Source organism: Pseudomonas sp. NPDC089428 (genome assembly GCF_044749325.1).
In the GTDB taxonomy this organism is placed as follows: domain Bacteria; phylum Pseudomonadota; class Gammaproteobacteria; order Pseudomonadales; family Pseudomonadaceae; genus Aquipseudomonas.
Genome location: NZ_JBIVHT010000002.1, coordinates 519,792 through 539,691 on the forward strand (window position 1 = coordinate 519,792; position 19,900 = coordinate 539,691).

Genomic DNA, 19,900 nt, shown 5'->3' on the forward strand with positions numbered 1-19,900 from the left:
ATGTCCCTTCGACGTATCATGGTCACCGCGGTGCGCAATCTGCACCCGGTGACTATCTCACCTTCCCCTCGCATCAATATCCTTTACGGCGCCAACGGCAGCGGCAAGACCAGTGTGCTCGAAGCCGTGCACCTGCTTGGCCTTGCCCGGTCATTTCGCAGTACTCGGCTGAACCCGGTCATCCAGTATGAACAACCTGCTTGTACCGTGTTTGGCGAAGTCCAGTTGGCTGAAGGTGGCACCAGCAACCTGGGCGTCTCAAGGGAGCGGGCGGGCGAATTCACCATCCGCATCGACGGGCAGAATGCCAAGAGCGCCGCTCAACTGGCTGAAATGTTGCCCCTGCAGCTGATTAACCCGGACAGTTTCCGGTTGCTCGAAGGGGCACCGAAAATCCGCCGGCAGTTCCTCGATTGGGGTGTGTTCCACGTGGAACCTCGATTCCTGCCTGCCTGGCAGCGTCTGCAGAAGGCACTGCGGCAGCGGAACTCATGGTTGCGGCATGGTACACTTGACCCAGCTTCGCAAGCCGCCTGGGACCGGGAGTTATGCCTGGCCAGTGCGGAAATAGATGAATACCGTCGCAACTACATCAAGGCCTTGAAGCCCGTCTTCGAGCAAACCCTGAGCGAGCTGGTCGAGCTGGACGGGTTGACCCTGAGCTACTACCGAGGCTGGGACAAGGACCGGGAACTGCAAGAAGTACTCGCCTCCTCTCTCCTTCGCGATCAGCAGATGGGCCACACCCAAGCTGGCCCGCAGCGTGCAGATCTGCGTCTTCGTCTGGCTGCCAATAACGCAGCTGACATCCTGTCGCGTGGTCAGCAAAAGCTGGTGGTGTGCGCACTGCGCATTGCCCAGGGCCATCTCGTCAGCCAGGCTCGCCGCGGCCACTGTATTTATCTCGTTGACGACCTGCCGTCCGAGCTGGATGACCAGCATCGCCGCGCGCTGTGCCGCTTGCTTGAAGAATTACGCTGCCAGGTGTTCATCACTTGTGTAGATCACGAATTACTGAGGGAAGGCTGGCAGACGGAAACGCCAGTTGCCTTGTTCCACGTGGAACAAGGCCGTATCACCCAGACCCACGACCATCGGGAGTGAAGGCATGAGCGAAAATCAAACGTACGACTCCTCCAGCATCAAGGTGCTGAAAGGTTTGGATGCCGTACGCAAGCGTCCCGGCATGTACATTGGCGACACCGATGATGGTAGCGGCCTGCACCACATGGTCTTCGAAGTGGTCGACAACTCGATCGACGAAGCCCTCGCCGGTCACTGCGATGACATCACCGTCATCATCCACACGGACGAATCCATCAGTGTGCGCGACAACGGTCGCGGCATTCCGGTCGACGTGCATAAAGAAGAAGGCGTATCCGCAGCCGAGGTCATCATGACCGTGCTGCACGCTGGCGGTAAATTCGACGACAACTCCTACAAGGTATCCGGCGGTCTGCACGGTGTAGGTGTTTCGGTGGTTAACGCCCTGTCCGAGAAGCTGGTGCTGACCGTTCGCCGTAGCGGCAAGATCTGGGAGCAGACCTACGTTCACGGTGTTCCACAGGCGCCGATGGCGGTTGTCGGTGACAGCGAAACCACCGGTACCCACATCCACTTCAAGCCTTCGGCTGAAACCTTCAAGAACATCCACTTCAGCTGGGACATCCTGGCCAAGCGGATTCGCGAACTGTCGTTCCTCAACTCGGGTGTCGGCATCCTGCTGAAAGACGAACGTTCGGGCAAGGAAGAGTTCTTCAAGTACGAAGGTGGCTTGCGCGCGTTCGTTGAATACCTCAACACCAACAAGACCCCGATCAACTCGCAGGTCTTCCACTTCAACGTCCAGCGTGACGATGGTGTGGGTGTCGAGGTTGCCCTGCAGTGGAACGACAGCTTCAACGAAAACCTGCTGTGCTTCACCAACAACATTCCGCAGCGTGACGGCGGTACTCACCTGGTCGGTTTCCGCTCCTCGCTCACCCGTAGCCTGAACAGCTACATCGAGCAGGAAGGCCTGGCCAAGAAGAACAAGGTCGCTACTACAGGTGACGATGCCCGTGAAGGCCTGACCGCGATCATTTCGGTGAAAGTGCCGGATCCGAAGTTCAGCTCGCAGACCAAGGACAAGCTGGTCTCCTCGGAGGTGAAAACCGCCGTGGAACAAGAGATGAACAAGTACTTCGCCGACTTCCTGCTGGAAAACCCGAACGAAGCCAAGGCTGTGGTCGGCAAAATGATCGACGCTGCACGTGCCCGTGAAGCGGCGCGTAAAGCCCGTGAAATGACCCGCCGCAAAGGTGCGCTGGATATCGCCGGCCTGCCGGGCAAACTGGCGGACTGCCAGGAGAAGGACCCTGCCCTTTCCGAACTGTACCTGGTGGAGGGTGACTCCGCGGGTGGCTCGGCCAAGCAAGGCCGTAACCGTCGCACCCAGGCGATCCTGCCGCTGAAGGGCAAGATCCTCAACGTCGAGAAAGCACGCTTCGACAAGATGATCTCGTCCCAGGAAGTGGGCACGCTTATCACCGCGCTGGGCTGTGGCATCGGCCGCGAAGAGTACAACATCGACAAGCTGCGTTATCACAACATCATCATCATGACCGATGCTGACGTCGACGGTTCGCACATCCGTACCCTGCTGCTGACCTTCTTCTTCCGTCAGCTGCCGGAACTGGTCGAGCGCGGCTACATCTACATCGCCCAGCCGCCGCTGTACAAGGTGAAGAAAGGTAAGCAAGAGCAGTACATCAAGGACGACGAGGCCATGGAAGAATACATGACCCAATCGGCCCTCGAAGATGCCAGCCTGCACTTGGACGAATCGGCGCCAGCCGTTTCCGGCGTACAGCTGGAAACCCTGGTGAACGAATTCCGTTCCGTGATGAAGACCCTCAAGCGCCTGTCGCGCCTGTACCCGGAAGACATCACCGAGCACTTCATCTACCTGCCGGAAGTCACCCTGGAACAACTGGGCGACCATGCTGTTATGCAAGCCTGGCTGGTGAAGTTCCAGGAGCGCCTGAGCAACAGCCAGAAGTCGGGCCTGGTCTACAAGGCCAGCCTGCGCGAAGACAAGGAGCGCAATGTCTGGCTGCCGGAAGTGGAAGTTACCTCCCACGGCCTGGCCAGCTACGTCACCTTCAACCGCGATTTCTTCGGCAGCAACGACTACCGTACGGTGGTCAACATTGGTGCCAGGCTTTCCAGCCTGCTGGGTGAAGGCGCCTACGTTCAGCGCGGTGAACGTCGCAAGGCGATCACCGAGTTCAAGGAAGCCCTCGACTGGCTGATGAACGAAAGCACCAAGCGTCACACCATCCAGCGATACAAAGGGCTGGGCGAGATGAACCCGGAGCAGCTGTGGGAAACCACCATGGACCCAACCGTCCGCCGCATGCTCAAGGTCACCATCGAAGACGCGATTGCCGCCGACCAGATCTTCAACACCCTGATGGGTGATGCGGTGGAGCCTCGCCGTGACTTCATCGAAAGCAACGCGCTGTCGGTGTCGAACCTGGACTTCTGATCTGCAGAGATCGACAGATATAAGCCCGCGCAAGCGGGCTTTTTTGTGCGAGTTATTGTGCCCCGGATGTTTCTTGGTTCAATCCGCTGATGGCCTGTCGCGCGACTTCACGTGCCTGGCGCAACACATCCTCCTTCCACTGGGGTTCATCGACATAGAACGCGTCGCGCAGTTGCCGCTTGATTTGCTGGCGCCGGGGTTCGCCGGCCCCTGGGTTGTTATGCAGCCACTGCTCGGCACGCAAGGCATCCAGTACCTGTGGCCCCGGCAGGGTCCCGAACTCCAGCGTCAACGCGGTGAAGGCCGATGGTGTGTACTCACCCACCGCGCCATACACCATCAGCCCGCTCAGCGGTACTGACACCGACTGCCCTTCTTGCGAAGAACGTACGCCCTCCCCCCACCAACGCCTTGCCCGTTCCAGCATCGGCGAGTTGGCTGGCCCGGAGTAGATGCGTTCACCATGCCCTTTGGGTCCAAGCCCTGTGTGAATATCGACCCAGACAAGATGTTGGCATCGGCTGGCATGCTGGCTGATGATCGCGCGTACCGCCTCGTTGCTCCAGGTTGGCGCGTTGCCGATGTGGAACAGGCCGTCGGGATGGCTGTTCTGCCCGCTGGATATCGCCTTCTGCATACGCTTGCGTCCTAACTTCACCAGGTGTGAAAGCAGGCGCAGGCGGTTGGGCAAGGTCACTGGCCAGCGCTGAGGAATCAATAGAGCGTGAAGCCCTGGATAGTCGGGGTTATGCGAGCTGGGCTGGCTGAAGTCCTGAAAGTTGCGGTTCAAGTCGACGTTTTCATGGGTCCAGCGGCGCAGCCAGGAAAACCCGTACGGGTTGGCGGCATGCAGGTAGACCACCGCGCAACCGGCGTCTCTGGCCTGGCGCTGGAAGGCTTCATCCTGCAACAGCGCCACCTGCACTGCTGATCCGCAGAAGCCTTCAACCCCATGGCAGCCGCTGCTGATCAGCATCACATGCTTGGCATCGAGCGGGCCGCTGCGCGCCACATCGATGGCCAGCTCCTCGTCTTCGGCGCCCCGTAATGGGTGCAGTTGAGACTCGACGGGTAGGCCGAGCTCAGCACAGGCCGCCAGGAATTTTTGTCGTGCTTGAGCATAAGTCTGTGAGAAGCAGGCAGCAGGGTTCATCGCAGCTCCGTGATGTTTCATGGAATATGTCAACCAGCGGGCAGCCGCATGCAGGCCGGCCCGAGGTCAGCAAAAAATTGATGAGGGGGAACAGGCCGCCGCGCGGCCTGAATGTCAGCTGGTGTGAAGCGCTGGCTGCAAGGACGAATGGCCTACTTGCAGATGTTCACGGGTGTGCTCTGGCCGTACCAGCCAGAAGGCAATCAGCGTGCAGGCGATGATGGCCGTGCCGATCAGCGCCAACGCGGACTCGAAGCCATGTGCGATGTCACCGCCGCGAACCGCGACCCATTGGCCGACCAGCCAAGGCGCGAGCATGCCGGCGCTGGTCACCCCGCCAATGTGAATCGATAACATCGAACCCCGACGTACGCCGGGTGCAATGAAGGCGACGATGGTATTGGCGAACGTCGGCAACACGTTGATCAGCACCGCACCCATCGCGTACAGCGCCAGCGTCGCCAGCAGGTGACCATGGGCCTGGGTGATCAGCAGGAAGGCGAAGCCGGCGATCAGGCAGCAGGCCAGTGGCAATGCCACCATGGCCCGCTGTGGGCTGGCTCCGCGTTTGAGTGCCCGTTGCGAGACTGCCGACACGCCGAGGTTGCACAGGATGACCGCCAGGGTAACGACCATGACCACATAACCTGACTGCATTGGCGTCATGCCCAAGCCCTTTTGCAGGTAAACCGGCACCCAGCTGTAGACCAGCGCATTGGGTAAGAAGCCCATGAAGCCAATCAAGGTAATACCGAGGAATGTCCGGTTCAGCAGCAAGCGGCGATAGCCTGGCAAGGGTTGCCTGGCATCGTCGGTCACCGCGTCCACCTGGGTGCCTTCGCGCCCAAAGGCTAGCCACAGCAGCATCCACAGCAGCCCGATCAGCGCCAGCGCCAGATAGGCCATGCGCCAGCCAACCTGGGTAATCAGCAAGGGCAAGCTGACTGCAGCCAGGACGGCGCCGAGCATGATCGATACCTGGATCAGCGATGCCGGCATCACTCGTTCGGTTGGGCCGAACCATTTGAAGCAGGCATGTTGGGTCACGGCAGTGCCGGGGCCGGTACCGGCACCGAGCAGCAGGCGGCTGAGCACCAGTGCAGCGAAACTGCTGCTGACGCTGACCAGCAGTTGTGAAACCATCCACACCAGTGACATGCCCACCAGGATCCAGCGGCTGGGAAAACGGTTGGCGAGGAAGCCTACGGCCACTCCGGAAATCGAGTAGAGGAAGAAGAACGCACTGCCAATGAAGCCGAATTCAGCTGGCGTCAGCTGCAAGTCTTCGATGATCTGGGCGCCGGCGAAGGCGAAGATGCTCTTGTCCAGTACGCTGATGATCATCACAGCCATCAGCATCACCAGCACGAGACTACGGTGGGAGAACGGCATACGGGGTTACTCCAGGGTTCATGCAGGCAGGATGCCGCAGCCGCTGATCGCTGAATAATGATCTCTCGGCATGCTTATCAGGGTTGGTTATGGAGCGGCGAACGAAGTGATGATGGGTTCTTGAAGGCGTAGATGATGTCGTCGACGAGCATCTGGGTTTCCCGGGTCATCAGTTCTGCAGGTCGGCAAACCAGCGAGATGTCGGTGCCGGGCACGCGTTCTGCAATCGGTAGCATGTCGAGGTTGCCAGACACGACGGGCAAGTCGAACACCCGACGCGACCAGATACTCACGGCATCGGTGGTGGCGGCGAGTTCCGCGTACAGCACAACGGACGCGCAGACCATGGTGCGTTCTGGTGGCCTGACGCCGTAATCCTCAAACATGCGCCCGGCCAGTGAAATGTCCAGCGCATCGGGCAGCAGCCATTCAAGGTCGAGCAACTCGCTCAGTGAGCGGGCCTTCGATTGTGGATGGCCTTTGCGTACGGCCAAGGTGGTGGGTTGAGCGTACAGTTCATGCCACTCGAAACCTTCGACACTGCGTGAAGGTGGGTGTGACGTCAGGGCCAGGTCCAGTTGACCTTCCCGCAAACCTTCCAGCAGCTTGGCCGGGCGCAGCTCAAGGATCTGTAACTGCACCTTCGGGTAGCGCTTGCGGTAGCTGAGGATGCAACTGGCGAACTGCTGGCTGGGGGTGACAGGCGACACGCCAATGGTCACCTTGCCGTCCATGGTGCCCTTGAGCGTTTCGATCTCATCCCGCGCCCGGCGCACCTCCTCCACGACCAGCCGCGCACGGCGTACCAGGTGTTCGCCATAGGGCGTGGCGGTGATGCCACGGTTGGATCGCACCAACAGGGGCACGCCCAGTTCCGACTCCAGTTCCTTGATGCTCTTGGACAGGGCCGGCTGGGAAATATGCAGTATCCGTGAAGCCTCCTGGATACTGCCACTTTCGCAGATCGCGACGATTGCGCGCAGTTGATGCAACTTCATGGGCACACACCTGAACCTGAGGGGATGCGAACTAGAGCATAAAAACGAGCCTGCGCCCACGGGCAGGATTGCGATCCCGTGGGCGCCGGCTGTCAGCGAATCCCGGTCGCGCGCAAGGCGTTCGGGGTGAACTCCTTGCTCGATGCGTTCTGCGAGAAGTCGTAGCTGCCCTTTTGTTCTTCGTTGCGCAGGCCTGAAACCGTATAGCGGCCATTGGTGACATCGTAGTGAGTTTCTGCGGTCAGCCAGGGGAACTGTTGGTCGTAGAAGAATCGTGCATGCCCTTCGGAAACCCGCCACAGGTTGCCGCGACCGTCATAGGCATCGGCTTCGGCGACCTGCCAGCTGTCTTCGTCGATGTACAGGTCGCGCTTGCTATAGATATGCCGCTGGCCTGGCTTGAGGGTGGCGACCACATGCCACACGCGGTGCAGTTCATAACGGGTATGGTCCGGGTTGAGGTGGCCCGGGCGAATGATGTCGTCGTATTTAAGCTTCGGCGAATCCAGGGCGTAGCTGTTGTACGGGATGTAGAGCTCTTTCTTGCCCACCAGCTTCCAGTCGTATCGATCGGGCGCCCCATTGAACATGTCGAAGTCGTCGTAGGTGCGCATCCCTTCGGCGCCTGGGCTGTCGTACCCCACCTGCGGCGCACGGCGTACCCGACGCTGACCGGCGTTGTACATCCAGGCCATGCGTGGCTCGGCGACCTGGTCGAGGGTTTCCAGCACCAGCATCACGCTGCCAGCCCGCCGCGGTGGCGAAAGAATTTCCTGGCGGAAGTAGAACAGGATGTTGGCCATTTTTTGCGGGTCGTAATCCTTCAGCCCGAACGGGAAGGCGAATTGCTCCTTCATCATGCTGATGGTGTAGGTGCCGTTTTCCTGCGGGTTCATCTGCGCGGTATTGCGCAGGATCGAGTCGCCCCGATAGCGGGTGATGTGGTTCCAGATCACTTCCAGGCCGGACTGGGGAATGGGGAACGGAATCGACATCTTGAAGTTCTGCAGGCCGTTACCGCCTTCGGCGAGGGTGGTGCGGGTGGCGTTTTCCTTGACCGCCGCGAACACGGTGGGTGGCAGCGTGACGCTGCGGTGAGTGGTGTACACCGGGATGCGATAGGTGTCCGGGAAGCGTTTGAACATCGCCAGCTGGCCAGGCGTCAGGCGCGCCTTGTACTGTTCGGCGTTTTGCGCAGTGATGACGAACAGAGGTTTTTCATTGGCGTAGGGGTTGGGGATAAAGCCGCCGGCGTCGACTGCACCGGTACTGGCCGGCAAACCGCCGGTCCAGGCTGGGATACTGCCGTCGGCGTTTCCGGCCTTCTCGGCACCGATCGGGGTCAGATCGCCTCCCAGGCGAGCCGCTTCCTGTTCGGATACCGCGGCCATCACCTGGCTGGCCAACAGGCTCAGGGCCAGGCAACTGCAGCGGATCAAGGCTTTGCGAATCATGGTCTACCTCCTGGAATAAAGGGACGTCAGAAACTCACGCCCAGGCTGACGGCGAGGAAGTCGCGGTCGGTGTTGGTGTTGAAGTCACCGCCGAAGTAATCGGTGTAACTGATGGCGAGGTTGTAGCGGGTCAGATATTCGGCATCCAGGCCGATGCTGACCGACTTGTCGCCTTCGTTGAAGGTCGGGCCGAAGCCCTCGACGTCGTGGGCGAAGGACAGGTTAGGGCGCAGCACTACACCGCCGATCAAGTCGGCGTATTCGAGTACGGCGCGCAGCCGGTAGCCCCAGGAGTCGGCTGTGTAGAAGCCCTTGCTGGTGCATTGGTCCGGATTGGCGGAGTTGGCTATCTGGCGGCACAGGTTGTTGCCGGAGATGCCTCCGAGCAACGACGCGCTGCCAGCTGTGGATAGCTCACCGTTGCCAAACACGCTGCTGCGACCAAAGCGCAGGTCCGAACCGTCGGTCGAGCCCAGGTCGGCGATATGGCTATAGCCGACCTCACCCACCAGCGTCAGCCGGTCAGCACCGATGAACGTCAGCTGGTCGATGGTTCGGGTCAAGGTGACCTGCGCCTGGGTGAACGGCTTGCGCACATAACCGTTGATCAGCGAGCCGTAGGCGGAACTGGCGTAACCGGTCTGGAAGATCGGCAAGCCAGCATTGACCCGCGGGTTGGTGGCCGCCGCGCCGAGGGTAGCTGCGGCCGACACGTCACTGGCGTTCAGTGACAGCGGCATGTTCGGCCGGTAACTGATCTCACCGGCCACAGCGGTGGCGCCCACTGTCGTGCTGAAGCTCAGCCCGTAAAGGCGAATGTCTTCCGGGTATTCCAGGTAGTAGCGTGCGGTGCTTGCACCGCCCTGCCCGACCAATCCACCGACCGGGTCAGCCAGGGCACCACGGCCCACCGTCCAGGCGCTGGTCGGGGTACGGCTGTGATAGTTCATGGCGTACAAGCCGAACTCGGTGTCGTTGAGTTCAGGCACCATCCAGCGCAGGGCCACACCGAACTGGCCACTGTTGCGTGGGTCCTTGTCCGACAGCCGTGGTACGTAACCGTAACCGCCAAGTACTCCGGTGCCGTCGATGTCGCGGTCGAAATCGCTGCCGTTGATTGCCATGTTGATGTCACAGCCCTTGGCCACCACATCGCTGCTGAAGAAGGTGCCGCAGTTGTCGGCGACGGTCTTTTCCCATTGCAACTGGTAGAAGGCTTCGACCGACAGGTTGTCGGTCAGGCCCTGGTTGAAATACAGCATGTTGACCGGGATCAGCGCTTCCTTGACCTCGGAGCCTGGGCGGCGCAAGGCCGAGACGTCGACCGGGTTGATGCTGTTGATGCCATTCTGGATGAACGTGCTTTCGCCCCAGCTAACCACCTGGCGGCCGGCGCGCACGGTGCCAGGCAGGTCGTCGAGGGTGTAGTTGTGATAGACGAAGGCATCCAGCAACTCGGCGCCCGACGCCTTGGCGGCGGTGTCGCGGTGGTTGTCGTCGATGTCATAGAGCGGGCGGCTTTCGTCCTTGAGCTCGAAGTCATACCAGTACTTGCCACGCACGAACACGCCAGTGTCGCCGTACTTGAGTTCAAGGTCGTGCACGCCTTTGAAGATCTTCGAGAAGGTCTCGCCTTTCTTGAAGTTCAGGCGGCCGTCGTCGGAGGTCTGGGTTGATGCCGTCCCTCCGTTGCGGCTGCCGATGAAGGCGCGGTCCGGACTGTCCATGGCCCAACTGGCGCCGATGGACAGGCTGGAGTCGAAGTGCCCCTCGATTTCCCCGATGTTGAACGGCACGGCCTGCGCGCTGGTTGCCGCGAGTGCCAGGCTGACTGCCAGCGGAAGGGCCTGAGGCCTCAGGACCGCGACGCCGGTTATTGTTTTTTTCATAGTGCTCTGCGCCTTGAACTTGCTGTTCATGAGAAAGCCATCCCGATGGGCGGGGCGGTTGCATGGTAAGCAGCGAGTCACAGCGGCGGCTTCTGAAAAAAAGTGATGCCCATAGCCAAATGAGAGGGTGGGCCGGTGTCGATAACCGGTGGCTATGGAGATGAACGGTATTCAATCTGATGGCTTGCAGGCTTGGCCTATAGTCCGACGGATTCCACCCCTTCCGAGGTAGACCATGAAGATTGCCCTGACTGGCGACAGTATCCTGCAGCGCCGCCTGCACAGCCGGGATGACCAGACGCTGAGCCCGTTGTTCGACCTGATCCGCGCCGCAGACGTAAGCTTCACCAACCTTGAAGTGTTGCCCAACGATTTTGCCGGTGACCCGGTACTGGAAAGCGGTGGTTCGCATTTCGGTGCCCCGGCCTGGGTGCTCGACGAACTGGTCGACGGTGGCTTCGACCTGTTCTCGACCGCCAACAACCACAGCCTGGACTACGGCATCAGCGGCCTTCATGCGGCCCACGAACAGTTGCGCAAACGTGAACTGCTGTTCGCTGGCACCGGACGTAATCTTGAGGAAGCCCGCCGTCCGGTGTATTGCAGCAAACCTGCGGGTACCGTTGCCTTGCTGGCCTGCAGCTCGACCTACGGCAAGGGCCAGGAGGCCAGCGATCAGGGCCGCGACATGCCTGGTCGCCCTGGCCTCAATCCGTTGGGTTACGACACCCTGCATGAAGTCAGCACCGAGCAGATGGCCCAGGTTCGCCAGCTGATTGCGGACCTGGGGCTGGATCGCCTGTACCAGGGAGCGGTGGAACTGGGGTTCGCGCATCCGTTGCCCGACCCATCGCTGCAGGTGTTCGGCCCATTCACCCCGCTGCTGTTCCGCGAAGGTGCCCGTACCCGACTGCGCACGCTCGCCCGCAAGAAAGACCTGGATGGTATTTTGCGTTGGGTCGAGGAAGCACGGCTGACCTCTGACATTGTGATGGTCAGCCTGCATGCCCACGAACTGGGCTACAACCCAGAGGGTGAATGGGACCTTGAAGTGCCCGCCGAATTCATCCAGCCGGTGGCGCGCAAGCTGATCGACGCGGGCGTCGATATCGTCGTTGGCCATGGCCCACACTTGCTGCGGGGCATGGAGATATACCGGGGGAAACCCATCTTCTACAGCCTGGGCAACTTCATTGGCCAGAACGAGCTGGTCGAACGTCTGCCTGTGGACAGCTACGACCAGTTCCGCGTGGACCGGCAGCAGACACCGTCCAAGGTGTTCCTGCAGCGCACTCACAACGGCACACGCAGCTTTCCGTCCGATGCGCGTTTCTGGGAGAGCATTGTGCCGATCTGCACCTTCGATGGCCGCACACTGACAGGCATCGAACTGCATCCGGTGCACCTTGGGCTCGGTGAAGCCATACACCGTCGAGGGCGACCACGGCTAGCCGAGGGGGATCAGGCCAGGTCGATCCTGCAACGCTTTGCGGCGTTGTGTTCGGGGTTCGACACCTGTCTGGAAATCAACGCAGATACCGCGCATGTCGTGCTTTGAAGGCGGCCATGTTCCACGTGGAACCCATAGCGGCTGATAGCAGAGACGCAAAAGCCCGCTGATGCGGGCCTTTGTGTCTCTGTCACTATCAATAGCCGGAAAGGACGCTGACGACCACACCTGTGGCAATCGCCACCAGTACATAGTCCCCATTCACATACAACCAGCGATGATCATGGGGGGGCGCATACAGGTGGCGTGCACGCCAGTCGGTGACCCAGTAGCGGTCTGCGCGATAGCGGGGTTCAATGACGTAGCCACGATGCCATTGTTGATGCGGCACCGGCATGCCCGCTTCTGGGCGGAAGTTCGGGTTGTGGTAAGCCGGCCGCCGGCCGTTGTCATGGTGATCGAACCGCTGTGGCTGGCCAGGGTGCGGGTTGCCCTGATGAGGAGGGCCGTCGTCATGATGATCAGGCCCTGGTTGAGCAAAGCTGGCCAAGGGGGTGCTGAGCACGAGCGCCGCGCAAAGTACCGTCAGGGTTTTTTTCATGTGTGGATCCTGTTCCTGTTAACGCCCGGCGGTTACTGCTGTATGCCTGGTGCGGTTAACTGATCTGACCACAACTTTCCCCATTTAATGTCAGGTACGAGGTAAAGGTCAGGTAAAGGTCCGAGGATACTGCTGCAGGCCGAGCGCCTTCAGACGGCGATACAAGGTGCGTTCGCTCAGGCCAAGGTGACGCGCCAGCTCGCTGCGCGAACCCTGGAACTGTTCGAGGGCTTGCGCCAGCTCCGGTAGGTCCTTTCGTCTTCGAACTGCGCTAACAGCTGCTTCTATCTGCGGCCCAACGTCTTCCGGCAAGTGCTCTGGCCGGATCAATCCGTCTTCGGCAAACAGCCGTGCCCTTTCAAGAATGTTGCGCAGTTCGCGGATGTTGCCCGGGAATGGATGCATCCCGAGCTGCTTCAGCGCCGCATCGGTGAGCTGTGGTGACGTTTTGCCTGCCATGCGCTGCAACAGGCTCTCGGCCAGCAACGACAGATCTTCTACCCGTTCGCGTAACGCGGGCAGGCGGATCGGGAAACCGCTGATGCGGTAGTAAAGGTCCTCACGGAAAGTGCCATCGGCCACCATCTGCTTCAACGGTTTGTGGGTCGCTGAGACCAGGCGAAAATCCGAATGCACCGTGCGCAAGCTGCCTACAGGCCGGAAGCTGCCAGACTCGATCAGGCGCAGCAACTTGACCTGCATCGCCAATGGCACCTCGCCGATTTCGTCGAGGAACAGCGTGCCGCCGTGGGCCGCTTCGGCCAGGCCTATCTTGCGTTGGTTGGCGCCGGTGAACGCGCCTTTCTCGTAGCCGAACAGCTCACTCTCGAACAGCGACTCGGTCAGGCCGGTGCAGTCGACAACGACCAGTGGGCCATTGGCCCGTGGGCTACCCATGTGAATGGCGCGAGCGAACAGCTCCTTGCCGGTACCCGATTCGCCCTGAAGCAGCACAGGAATCTGTGCGGGTGCCGCACGCTGCAGGCTGGCCAGGGCTGTCTTGAAAGCCGGCGCTCGCCCGACCAGCCCTTGTTCTTGAGGCTGCGCGGACGCCAGGGTGATGCTGGTAAGCCGCTCGACGAAGGCCACCACCCTGCCCTGTTCATCGAGGATCGGCCGCAACTCCACATCCACATGTTCGGGACCACGGGGCGTGTGATGAATGTGCAGCACGCGCTCGGGCACTTTGCTGTCCCATGCCTTGCGCATCGGGCAGTGCTCACCGGCCTGGTCACACGGGACGGCGTAATGGTGCGACACCCGATGACATTTCTCACCCAGCGGGGCCTGCTCGTCTCGACCGAATTGCCGGCGATAAGCCGCGTTGGCCGCGAGGATGTTGTAGTCGGTGTCCAGCACGATGGTCGGCAGGGCATCGTGCTCAAGGTAGGAAACCAGAGCTAGGATGAGGGGGCGGGTTTCAGACATGACAGCACCATGGGATGACCTGGCGCAGGGTAACAAGGACTGCCAAACACTGCCATTGGCTGACAGTCGACTGCCAAACGTGCTGCCAGAATGGCTTACAGCTATTGGTGACATGTTGGTTTCATTGACCGTAACGCTGGAAATGGCCTGGCATGCATCTTGATAAACCTCCTCCCACTGCCTACGCCGGTACAAGGCGAGGCGGATTATCTGGAGAACGTGATGATCAACGGCACCAACCTTCACGTGGAAGCCTTCTACGACAAGGCGACCTCGACTATCAGCTACCTGGCCATGGATCGTGAAACCCGTCAGTGCGCACTGATCGACAGCGTGCTGGACTACGACCCCAAGTCCGGTCGCACCTGCACCGCCTCGGCGGATCGCTTGATCGATCGTGTGAAAGCGCTCAAAGCCACGGTGCAGTGGGTGCTGGAAACCCATGTGCACGCCGACCACCTCTCGGCAGCGGCCTACCTCAAGGGCAAGCTCGGTGGCCACACGGCCATCGGTGCGCACATTACCCAGGTACAGAAAGTCTTCGGCACGCTGTTCAATGCCGAGCCCGGCTTCGCTCGGGATGGTAGCCAGTTCGATGTGCTGTTCGAAGATGAGGAAGGCTTCAGCATTGGTAACCTGCATGCCCGTGCTCTGCATACCCCGGGGCATACGCCGGCGTGTCTCAGCTATATGGTTGTGGACGGTGGCGAGACTGCGGTGTTCGTCGGCGATACGCTGTTCATGCCTGACTACGGCACTGCCCGCTGCGACTTCCCCGGCGCCGATGCGCGCACGCTGTACCGCTCGATTCGTCGCCTGCTTGCCTTCCCCGACCGGACCCAGCTGTTCATGTGCCACGACTACCTGCCAGGCGGGCGCGAGATGCAGTACGTCACCACGGTGGCCGAGCAGCGCGCCAGCAATATTCACATCCACCAAGGCATCGACGAGGACAGCTTCGTGGCCATGCGCGAAGCCCGCGACAAGACCCTCGACATGCCCGTGCTCATCCTGCCATCGGTGCAGGTGAACATGCGCAGTGGCCAGTTCCCTGAGCCTGAAGAAAACGGCGTGAGCTACCTGAAGATCCCGCTGAACAAGCTTTGACTGCCCTGCCCTATTACCAGAAATTCCAGGATTGACTGCCATGCCTGCCAATGCCGACCACCACAAGGTGGTCATCGTCGGTGCCGGTGCCGCCGGTATCGCCACTGCCTCTAGCCTGATCGCCCGCGACCCTTCGCTGGACATCGCCCTGATCGACCCTGCCGACGTGCACTACTACCAGCCAGGCTGGACCATGGTCGGCGCAGGTGTGTTCACGGCGCCGAGCACTGCCCGCACCCTGGCCTCGGCTATCCCGCGGGGTGTGCGCTGGATAAAGGCCCGCGTGCAGGGCTTCGACCCCTCGGCCCAGCTGGTCGCCCTCGAAGGTGGCCGCGCCATCAGTTATGAACAACTGGTGGTCTGCCCTGGCCTGAAACTCGACTGGGACGCCATCGACGGGCTCAGCGAAACCCTCGGTCGCAACGGTGTCACCTCCAACTACCGCTACGACCTGGCGCCCTATACCTGGGAGCTGGTGCAAAAGCTCAAGCAGGGACGCGCCCTGTTCACCCAGCCGCCGATGCCGATCAAGTGCGCTGGCGCGCCGCAGAAGGCGCTGTACCTGTCCTGTGACCATTGGCTGCGCAATGGTCGGCTGGGCGATGTGAAGGCCAGTTTCTTCAATGCCGGTGCCGTGCTGTTCGGCGTTCCCGACTATGTGCCCGCCTTGATGGCCTATATCGACAAGTACGGCGTGGACCTCAACTACAGCCATCGCCTGGTGGCCGTGGATGGGCCCAACCAGCGTGCCACCTTCGTGCGTACACTAGGCGACGGTAGCAGTGAAACCCGTACCGAAGCCTTCGACATGTTGCATGTGGTGCCGCCGCAGGTAGCCCCGGACTTCATCCGCCAAAGCCCGTTGGCCGATGCAGCCGGTTGGGTCGATGTCGATCCGCATACCTTGCGCCATCGTCAGTTCGGCAACATCCACGCGCTGGGCGATGTGGCCAACACCAGCAATGCCAAGACTGCCGCGGCTGCGCGCAAGCAGGCGCCGGTTGTAGCCAACAATGTGCTGGTGGCGCTGGGCCGCCTCCCTAGCCTGGCCCAATATGACGGCTATGGCTCCTGCCCACTGACCGTCGAGCGCGGCAAGATCGTCCTGGCCGAGTTCACCTATGGCGGCAAGGTCGCTCCGAGCTTCCCTCGCTGGTTGCTCGATGGGCGCCAGCCGACACGCCTGGCCTGGTTGCTGAAGGCACGGGTGCTGCCGCCGCTGTATTGGCAGGGCATGCTCAAAGGCCGAGAGTGGCTGGCGCGCCCGCAACCGCTGGACACCGAGGGCGCACAGTGATCGAACATCAACTGCTGGGCGCTGGCCTCGGTGCGATCATCGGTGCGGTGCTGGCGCTGACCGGTGCCGGTGGTGGCATCCTGGCAGTACCGCTGCTGGTGTTCGGGCTTGGCCTGTCGATGGTCGAAGCGGCGCCCATCGGCCTGCTTGCCGTAGGGCTTGCCGCGGCGGTGGGCGCGGTACTCGGTTTGCGCGAAGGGCTGGTGCGTTATCGCGCCGCCCTGTTCATCGCACTGATCGGCATCGCCGCGGCGCCGTTCGGCCTGATGCTGGCCCACCGTTTGCCCAACACACCCTTGGCGTTGGTGTTCGCTGGCGTGCTGATCTACGCCTGCCTGCGCATCTGGCGCAAGGCGGCCAAAGAGCTGCGTGGCGAAGGCAGCGAAGCCCATCGCTACATCGAGCCTTGCGTGCTGAACCCGTTGCAGGGGCGTTTGCGCTGGACGCTGCCCTGCGCACGCGCCCTGGCGTTTACCGGAGTAATGTCCGGCTTGCTCTCCGGCCTGCTGGGGGTGGGCGGTGGTTTTGTAATCATTCCCGCCTTGAACCGCTACACCAACCTGCGCATGAAGAGCATTGTCTCGACATCCCTGGCCGTTATCGCGCTGGTTTCCACGGGGAGCGTGGTCAGCGCCAGCCTGGCCGGTGTGATGCACTGGCGGATCGGTGCGCCGTTCGCCATCGGTGCAGTGATCGGCCTGCTGCTGGCCAGGCCACTGGCAACCAGGATTGCCGGCCCACGGCTGCAGCAGCTGTTTGCCGTGGCCGGTTGGCTGGCGGCCCTGCTGCTGGCTGGCAAGGCGCTATTCAGCTAGCAGCTCATCCTGTTCCGCCGCGCACAGCGCCAGCAGGTAGTCCCACACCACCCGCAGGCGCACCGACTTGTGCAACTCGCGGCGGGTGCAGATCCAGTAGCTGCGCTGGATGGTCTCGCTGGGCAGCACGCGCACCAGCGTCGGGTCGTGACGGGCCATGTAGTTGGGCAGCACGGCGATACCCAGGCCGGCGCGGGCGGCGGTTTGCTGGGCGATCACGCTGGTGCTGCGGAAGGCCACGTTCGGTGCGCGGCAGAAGCTGTTGAGAAACAGCAGTTCCTGGCTGAACAGCAGGTCATCGACGTAGCCGATCCAGCTGTGCCGGGCCAGGTCCTCGCGGTTGCGCAGGGGCGGCGCCCGGTCCAGGTATTCCTGGCTGGCGTACAGCGCCAGGCGGTAGTCGGTGAGCTTGCGGGTGATCAGCAGGTCGGCGTTGGGCCGCTCCAGATGGATGCTGATTTCTGCTTCGCGGTTGAGGATGCTGACGAAGCGCGGTACGGCCACCAGCTCAACCTCCAGCCCCGGATAGCGGGCGAACAGCTCGCTCATGCGCGGGGTGAAGAACATGATGCCGATGCCTTCGGTGACCCCCAGGCGAATCTTGCCCAGGGGGGTGATGGCTTGGGTGATTTCTTCCTGCGCCAGCAGGGCAACGTTCTCCATGGCTTCAGCATGCTTTAGCAGCGCCTGGCCCGACGGGGTCAGTTCATAGCCCTGGGCATGCTGCACGAACAGTGGCGTGCCCAGGCTCTTCTCGATGCTTTCGATATGCCGGGCCACCGTGCTGTGGGTGGTATTGAGGCGCTTGGCCGCGCTGAGCAGGCGGCCACTGCGCTGCAACTCGAGGAAAAACCGCAGATCGTTCCAGTCGAACATACTGATCCTTGTGGCTGTTCGTTCCGGCCCTTTCGCGGGTAAACCCGCTCCCACAGACAACGCTATCCCTGTGGGAGCGGCTTTAGCCGCGAAGCGCCGGTACAGACTTACCGCTGTGCTAAAACGCACAGCGGCTGCGTGAAATCTCGTGTTTCCTTGGCGAAATTACTCACTAAGATGGATCGGAACAAGAATAAAAATCAGGCGCGAGGTTGCACATGCCATCAGCCGATTCTGCCTTCGACTACGTGGTCGTAGGCGCCGGTCCCGCCGGCTGCCTGCTGGCCAATCGTTTGTCCGCTGACCCTTCCAGCCGCGTGCTGCTGCTCGAAGCCGGTGGTCGCGACAACTATCCCTGGATTCACATCCCCGTCGGTTACCTCTACTGCATCGGCAACCCGCGTACCGACTGGTGCTTCAAGACCGAAGCGCAACCTGGCCTGGGCGGTCGTGCGCTGGGCTATCCACGGGGCAAGGTGCTCGGCGGCTGTTCTTCGATCAACGGCATGATCTACATGCGCGGCCAGGCCGCCGATTACGACCATTGGGCCGCACAAGGCAACCAAGGCTGGGCCTGGAACGATGTACTGCCGTTGTTCAAGGCCAGTGAGAACCACTTTGCCGGTGCCAGCGAGCACCATGGCGCCGAGGGTGAATGGCGAGTCGAGCGCCAGCGCTACAGCTGGCCGATCCTCGATGCGTTCCGCGACGCCGCCGAGCAAAGTGGCATCGGCAAGGTCGACGACTTCAACACCGGCGACAACCAGGGTTGTGGATACTTTCAGGTCAATCAGCGCAGCGGTGTGCGTTGGAACGCCTCCAAGGCTTTTCTGCGGCCGATCAAGGACCGCCCCAATCTCACCGTGCTGACCGGCGTGCAGGTAGACCAGGTGCTGTTGAACAACACCCGTGCCCGTGCGGTTAAAGCTTTGTGGCAAGGCACCTGGCATGAGTTTGCTGCGCGCCGCGAGATCATCCTTTGCGCCGGTGCCGTGGGGTCGCCCGGCATTCTCCAGCGTTCCGGCATCGGCCCGCGCAAGCTGCTCGAAAGCCTGGGCATTGCTGTACGCCACGACATGCCAGGCGTCGGCGGCAACCTGCAGGATCACCTGCAACTGCGGCTGATCTACCAGATCCGCAACACCCGCACCCTCAACCAGATGGCCAACAGCCTGTGGGGCAAGCTGGGCATGGGCCTGCGCTATCTCTACGACCGCAGTGGCCCGCTGGCCATGGCGCCGAGCCAGTTGGGGGCCTTCGTGCGCTCGAGCCCGGAGCAGGCCACACCGAACCTGCAGTATCACGTGCAGCCGTTGTCACTGGAGCGCTTCGGCGAGCCGCTGCATTCGTTTCCGGCCTTCACCGCCTCGGTGTGCAACTTGCGCCCGGCCAGCCGCGGGCGTATCGATATCCGCAGTGCGGACATGAACAGTACGCCGCAGATCGATCCCAACTACTTGAGCGACCCTCAGGACCTGCGCGTCGCCGCCGACGCCATCCGCCTGACCCGGCACATCGTCCAGGCCCCTGCCCTCGCCGCTTTCGATCCCAAGGAATATTTGCCAGGCCCGTCCCTGCAAACCGAGCAAGAACTGTTCGAGGCGGCCGGCAAGATCGGCACCACCATCTTCCATCCGGTCGGCACCTGCCGCATGGGCAACGGCGACCTGGACGTTGTGGATAACCAGCTGCGAGTGCATGGCATTCCTGGGCTGCGCGTGGCCGATGCCTCGATCATGCCGCAGATCACCTCCGGCAATACCTGTTCCCCTACCCTGATGATCGCCGAGAAGGCGGCGCAACTGATCCTCAAAGGAGCCGCAACCCAGACCTACCTGAACGAAGACGCGGTACCGACCCCCTGACCCGGGAGCGTGCAACACCGGCAGCTCGCGGTCACAAGCTGCCGAC

Annotated in this window: 15 protein-coding genes; 7 read left to right on the plus strand and 8 right to left on the minus strand. The window is 61.5% G+C overall.

Features of this window, described 5'->3' with window-relative positions; genetic code table 11:
* On the plus strand, nt 1-1,104 hold the full coding sequence (gene recF / locus ACIPZ5_RS05715) for a DNA replication/repair protein RecF (RefSeq protein ID WP_400807178.1): 1,104 nt from the start codon (nt 1-3) through the stop codon (nt 1,102-1,104).
* 4 nt (nt 1,105-1,108) lie between these two features.
* Entirely contained in the window at nt 1,109-3,529 is a 2,421-nt protein-coding gene (gene gyrB, locus ACIPZ5_RS05720) for a DNA topoisomerase (ATP-hydrolyzing) subunit B (RefSeq protein ID WP_261942121.1), read from the plus strand.
* Between the two features lie 52 nt (nt 3,530-3,581).
* On the opposite strand, the gene ACIPZ5_RS05725 is transcribed toward gyrB, so the two are convergent.
* The 5 genes from ACIPZ5_RS05725 to ACIPZ5_RS05745 form a co-directional block, all read right to left on the minus strand.
* The gene (locus ACIPZ5_RS05725) at nt 3,582-4,682 is read right to left on the minus strand and encodes a M14 family metallopeptidase (RefSeq protein ID WP_400807182.1); all 1,101 of its coding nucleotides are present in this window, start codon (nt 4,680-4,682) and stop codon (nt 3,582-3,584) included.
* Between the two features lie 114 nt (nt 4,683-4,796).
* The gene (locus tag ACIPZ5_RS05730) at nt 4,797-6,074 is read right to left on the minus strand and encodes an MFS transporter (RefSeq protein WP_400807185.1); all 1,278 of its coding nucleotides are present in this window, start codon (nt 6,072-6,074) and stop codon (nt 4,797-4,799) included.
* A 77-nt stretch (nt 6,075-6,151) separates the two neighbouring features.
* Nucleotides 6,152-7,072 carry a LysR substrate-binding domain-containing protein gene (locus ACIPZ5_RS05735; protein WP_343594621.1) on the minus strand — a complete coding sequence of 307 codons (921 nt, stop codon included), beginning with the start codon at nt 7,070-7,072 and terminating at the stop codon, nt 6,152-6,154.
* A gap of 92 nt (nt 7,073-7,164) precedes the next feature.
* The gene (locus ACIPZ5_RS05740; protein ID WP_400807188.1) at nt 7,165-8,526 is read right to left on the minus strand and encodes a DUF1329 domain-containing protein; all 1,362 of its coding nucleotides are present in this window, start codon (nt 8,524-8,526) and stop codon (nt 7,165-7,167) included.
* A gap of 26 nt (nt 8,527-8,552) precedes the next feature.
* Nucleotides 8,553-10,415, minus strand: coding sequence for a DUF1302 domain-containing protein (locus ACIPZ5_RS05745; RefSeq protein ID WP_400807190.1), 1,863 nt, complete (start codon nt 10,413-10,415; stop codon nt 8,553-8,555).
* A gap of 235 nt (nt 10,416-10,650) precedes the next feature.
* On the opposite strand from ACIPZ5_RS05745, the gene ACIPZ5_RS05750 reads away from it, so the two are divergent.
* Nucleotides 10,651-11,973 (plus strand): CapA family protein, encoded by a 1,323-nt coding sequence (locus ACIPZ5_RS05750; protein ID WP_400807193.1) that lies wholly within the window; start codon nt 10,651-10,653, stop codon nt 11,971-11,973.
* A gap of 88 nt (nt 11,974-12,061) precedes the next feature.
* On the opposite strand, the gene ACIPZ5_RS05755 is transcribed toward ACIPZ5_RS05750, so the two are convergent.
* Together ACIPZ5_RS05755 and ACIPZ5_RS05760 are read right to left on the minus strand one after the other, a co-directional pair.
* Nucleotides 12,062-12,466 (minus strand): RcnB family protein, encoded by a 405-nt coding sequence (locus ACIPZ5_RS05755; protein ID WP_343594629.1) that lies wholly within the window; start codon nt 12,464-12,466, stop codon nt 12,062-12,064.
* Between the two features lie 108 nt (nt 12,467-12,574).
* The gene (locus ACIPZ5_RS05760) at nt 12,575-13,894 is read right to left on the minus strand and encodes a sigma 54-interacting transcriptional regulator (RefSeq protein WP_343594632.1); all 1,320 of its coding nucleotides are present in this window, start codon (nt 13,892-13,894) and stop codon (nt 12,575-12,577) included.
* Nucleotides 13,895-14,116: 222 nt separating this feature from the next.
* Here ACIPZ5_RS05760 and ACIPZ5_RS05765 point away from each other — a divergent pair, with 222 nt between their 5' ends.
* The 3 genes from ACIPZ5_RS05765 to ACIPZ5_RS05775 are packed head-to-tail and all read left to right on the plus strand — an operon-like array spanning nt 14,117 to nt 17,113.
* A complete protein-coding gene (locus tag ACIPZ5_RS05765) occupies nt 14,117-15,001 on the plus strand; it encodes an MBL fold metallo-hydrolase (RefSeq protein WP_343594823.1) in 885 nt (294 codons plus the stop codon).
* A gap of 40 nt (nt 15,002-15,041) precedes the next feature.
* A complete protein-coding gene (locus ACIPZ5_RS05770) occupies nt 15,042-16,298 on the plus strand; it encodes an FAD/NAD(P)-binding oxidoreductase (RefSeq protein WP_400807197.1) in 1,257 nt (418 codons plus the stop codon).
* Complete coding sequence (locus ACIPZ5_RS05775) at nt 16,295-17,113, plus strand: sulfite exporter TauE/SafE family protein (protein WP_261942130.1); 819 nt, start codon at nt 16,295-16,297, stop codon at nt 17,111-17,113. The genes ACIPZ5_RS05770 and ACIPZ5_RS05775 overlap by 4 nt, the downstream gene beginning before the upstream one ends.
* Here ACIPZ5_RS05775 and ACIPZ5_RS05780 read toward each other — a convergent pair.
* Nucleotides 17,102-17,989: a LysR family transcriptional regulator gene (locus tag ACIPZ5_RS05780; RefSeq protein ID WP_400807199.1), complete on the minus strand. Its 888-nt coding sequence runs from the start codon at nt 17,987-17,989 to the stop codon at nt 17,102-17,104. The two genes, ACIPZ5_RS05775 and ACIPZ5_RS05780, sit on opposite strands and share 12 nt — an antisense overlap.
* Nucleotides 17,990-18,207: 218 nt before the next feature.
* Here ACIPZ5_RS05780 and ACIPZ5_RS05785 point away from each other — a divergent pair, with 218 nt between their 5' ends.
* Nucleotides 18,208-19,854 (plus strand): GMC family oxidoreductase, encoded by a 1,647-nt coding sequence (locus ACIPZ5_RS05785; RefSeq protein WP_400807202.1) that lies wholly within the window; start codon nt 18,208-18,210, stop codon nt 19,852-19,854.
* Nucleotides 19,855-19,900: the final 46 nt, after the last annotated feature.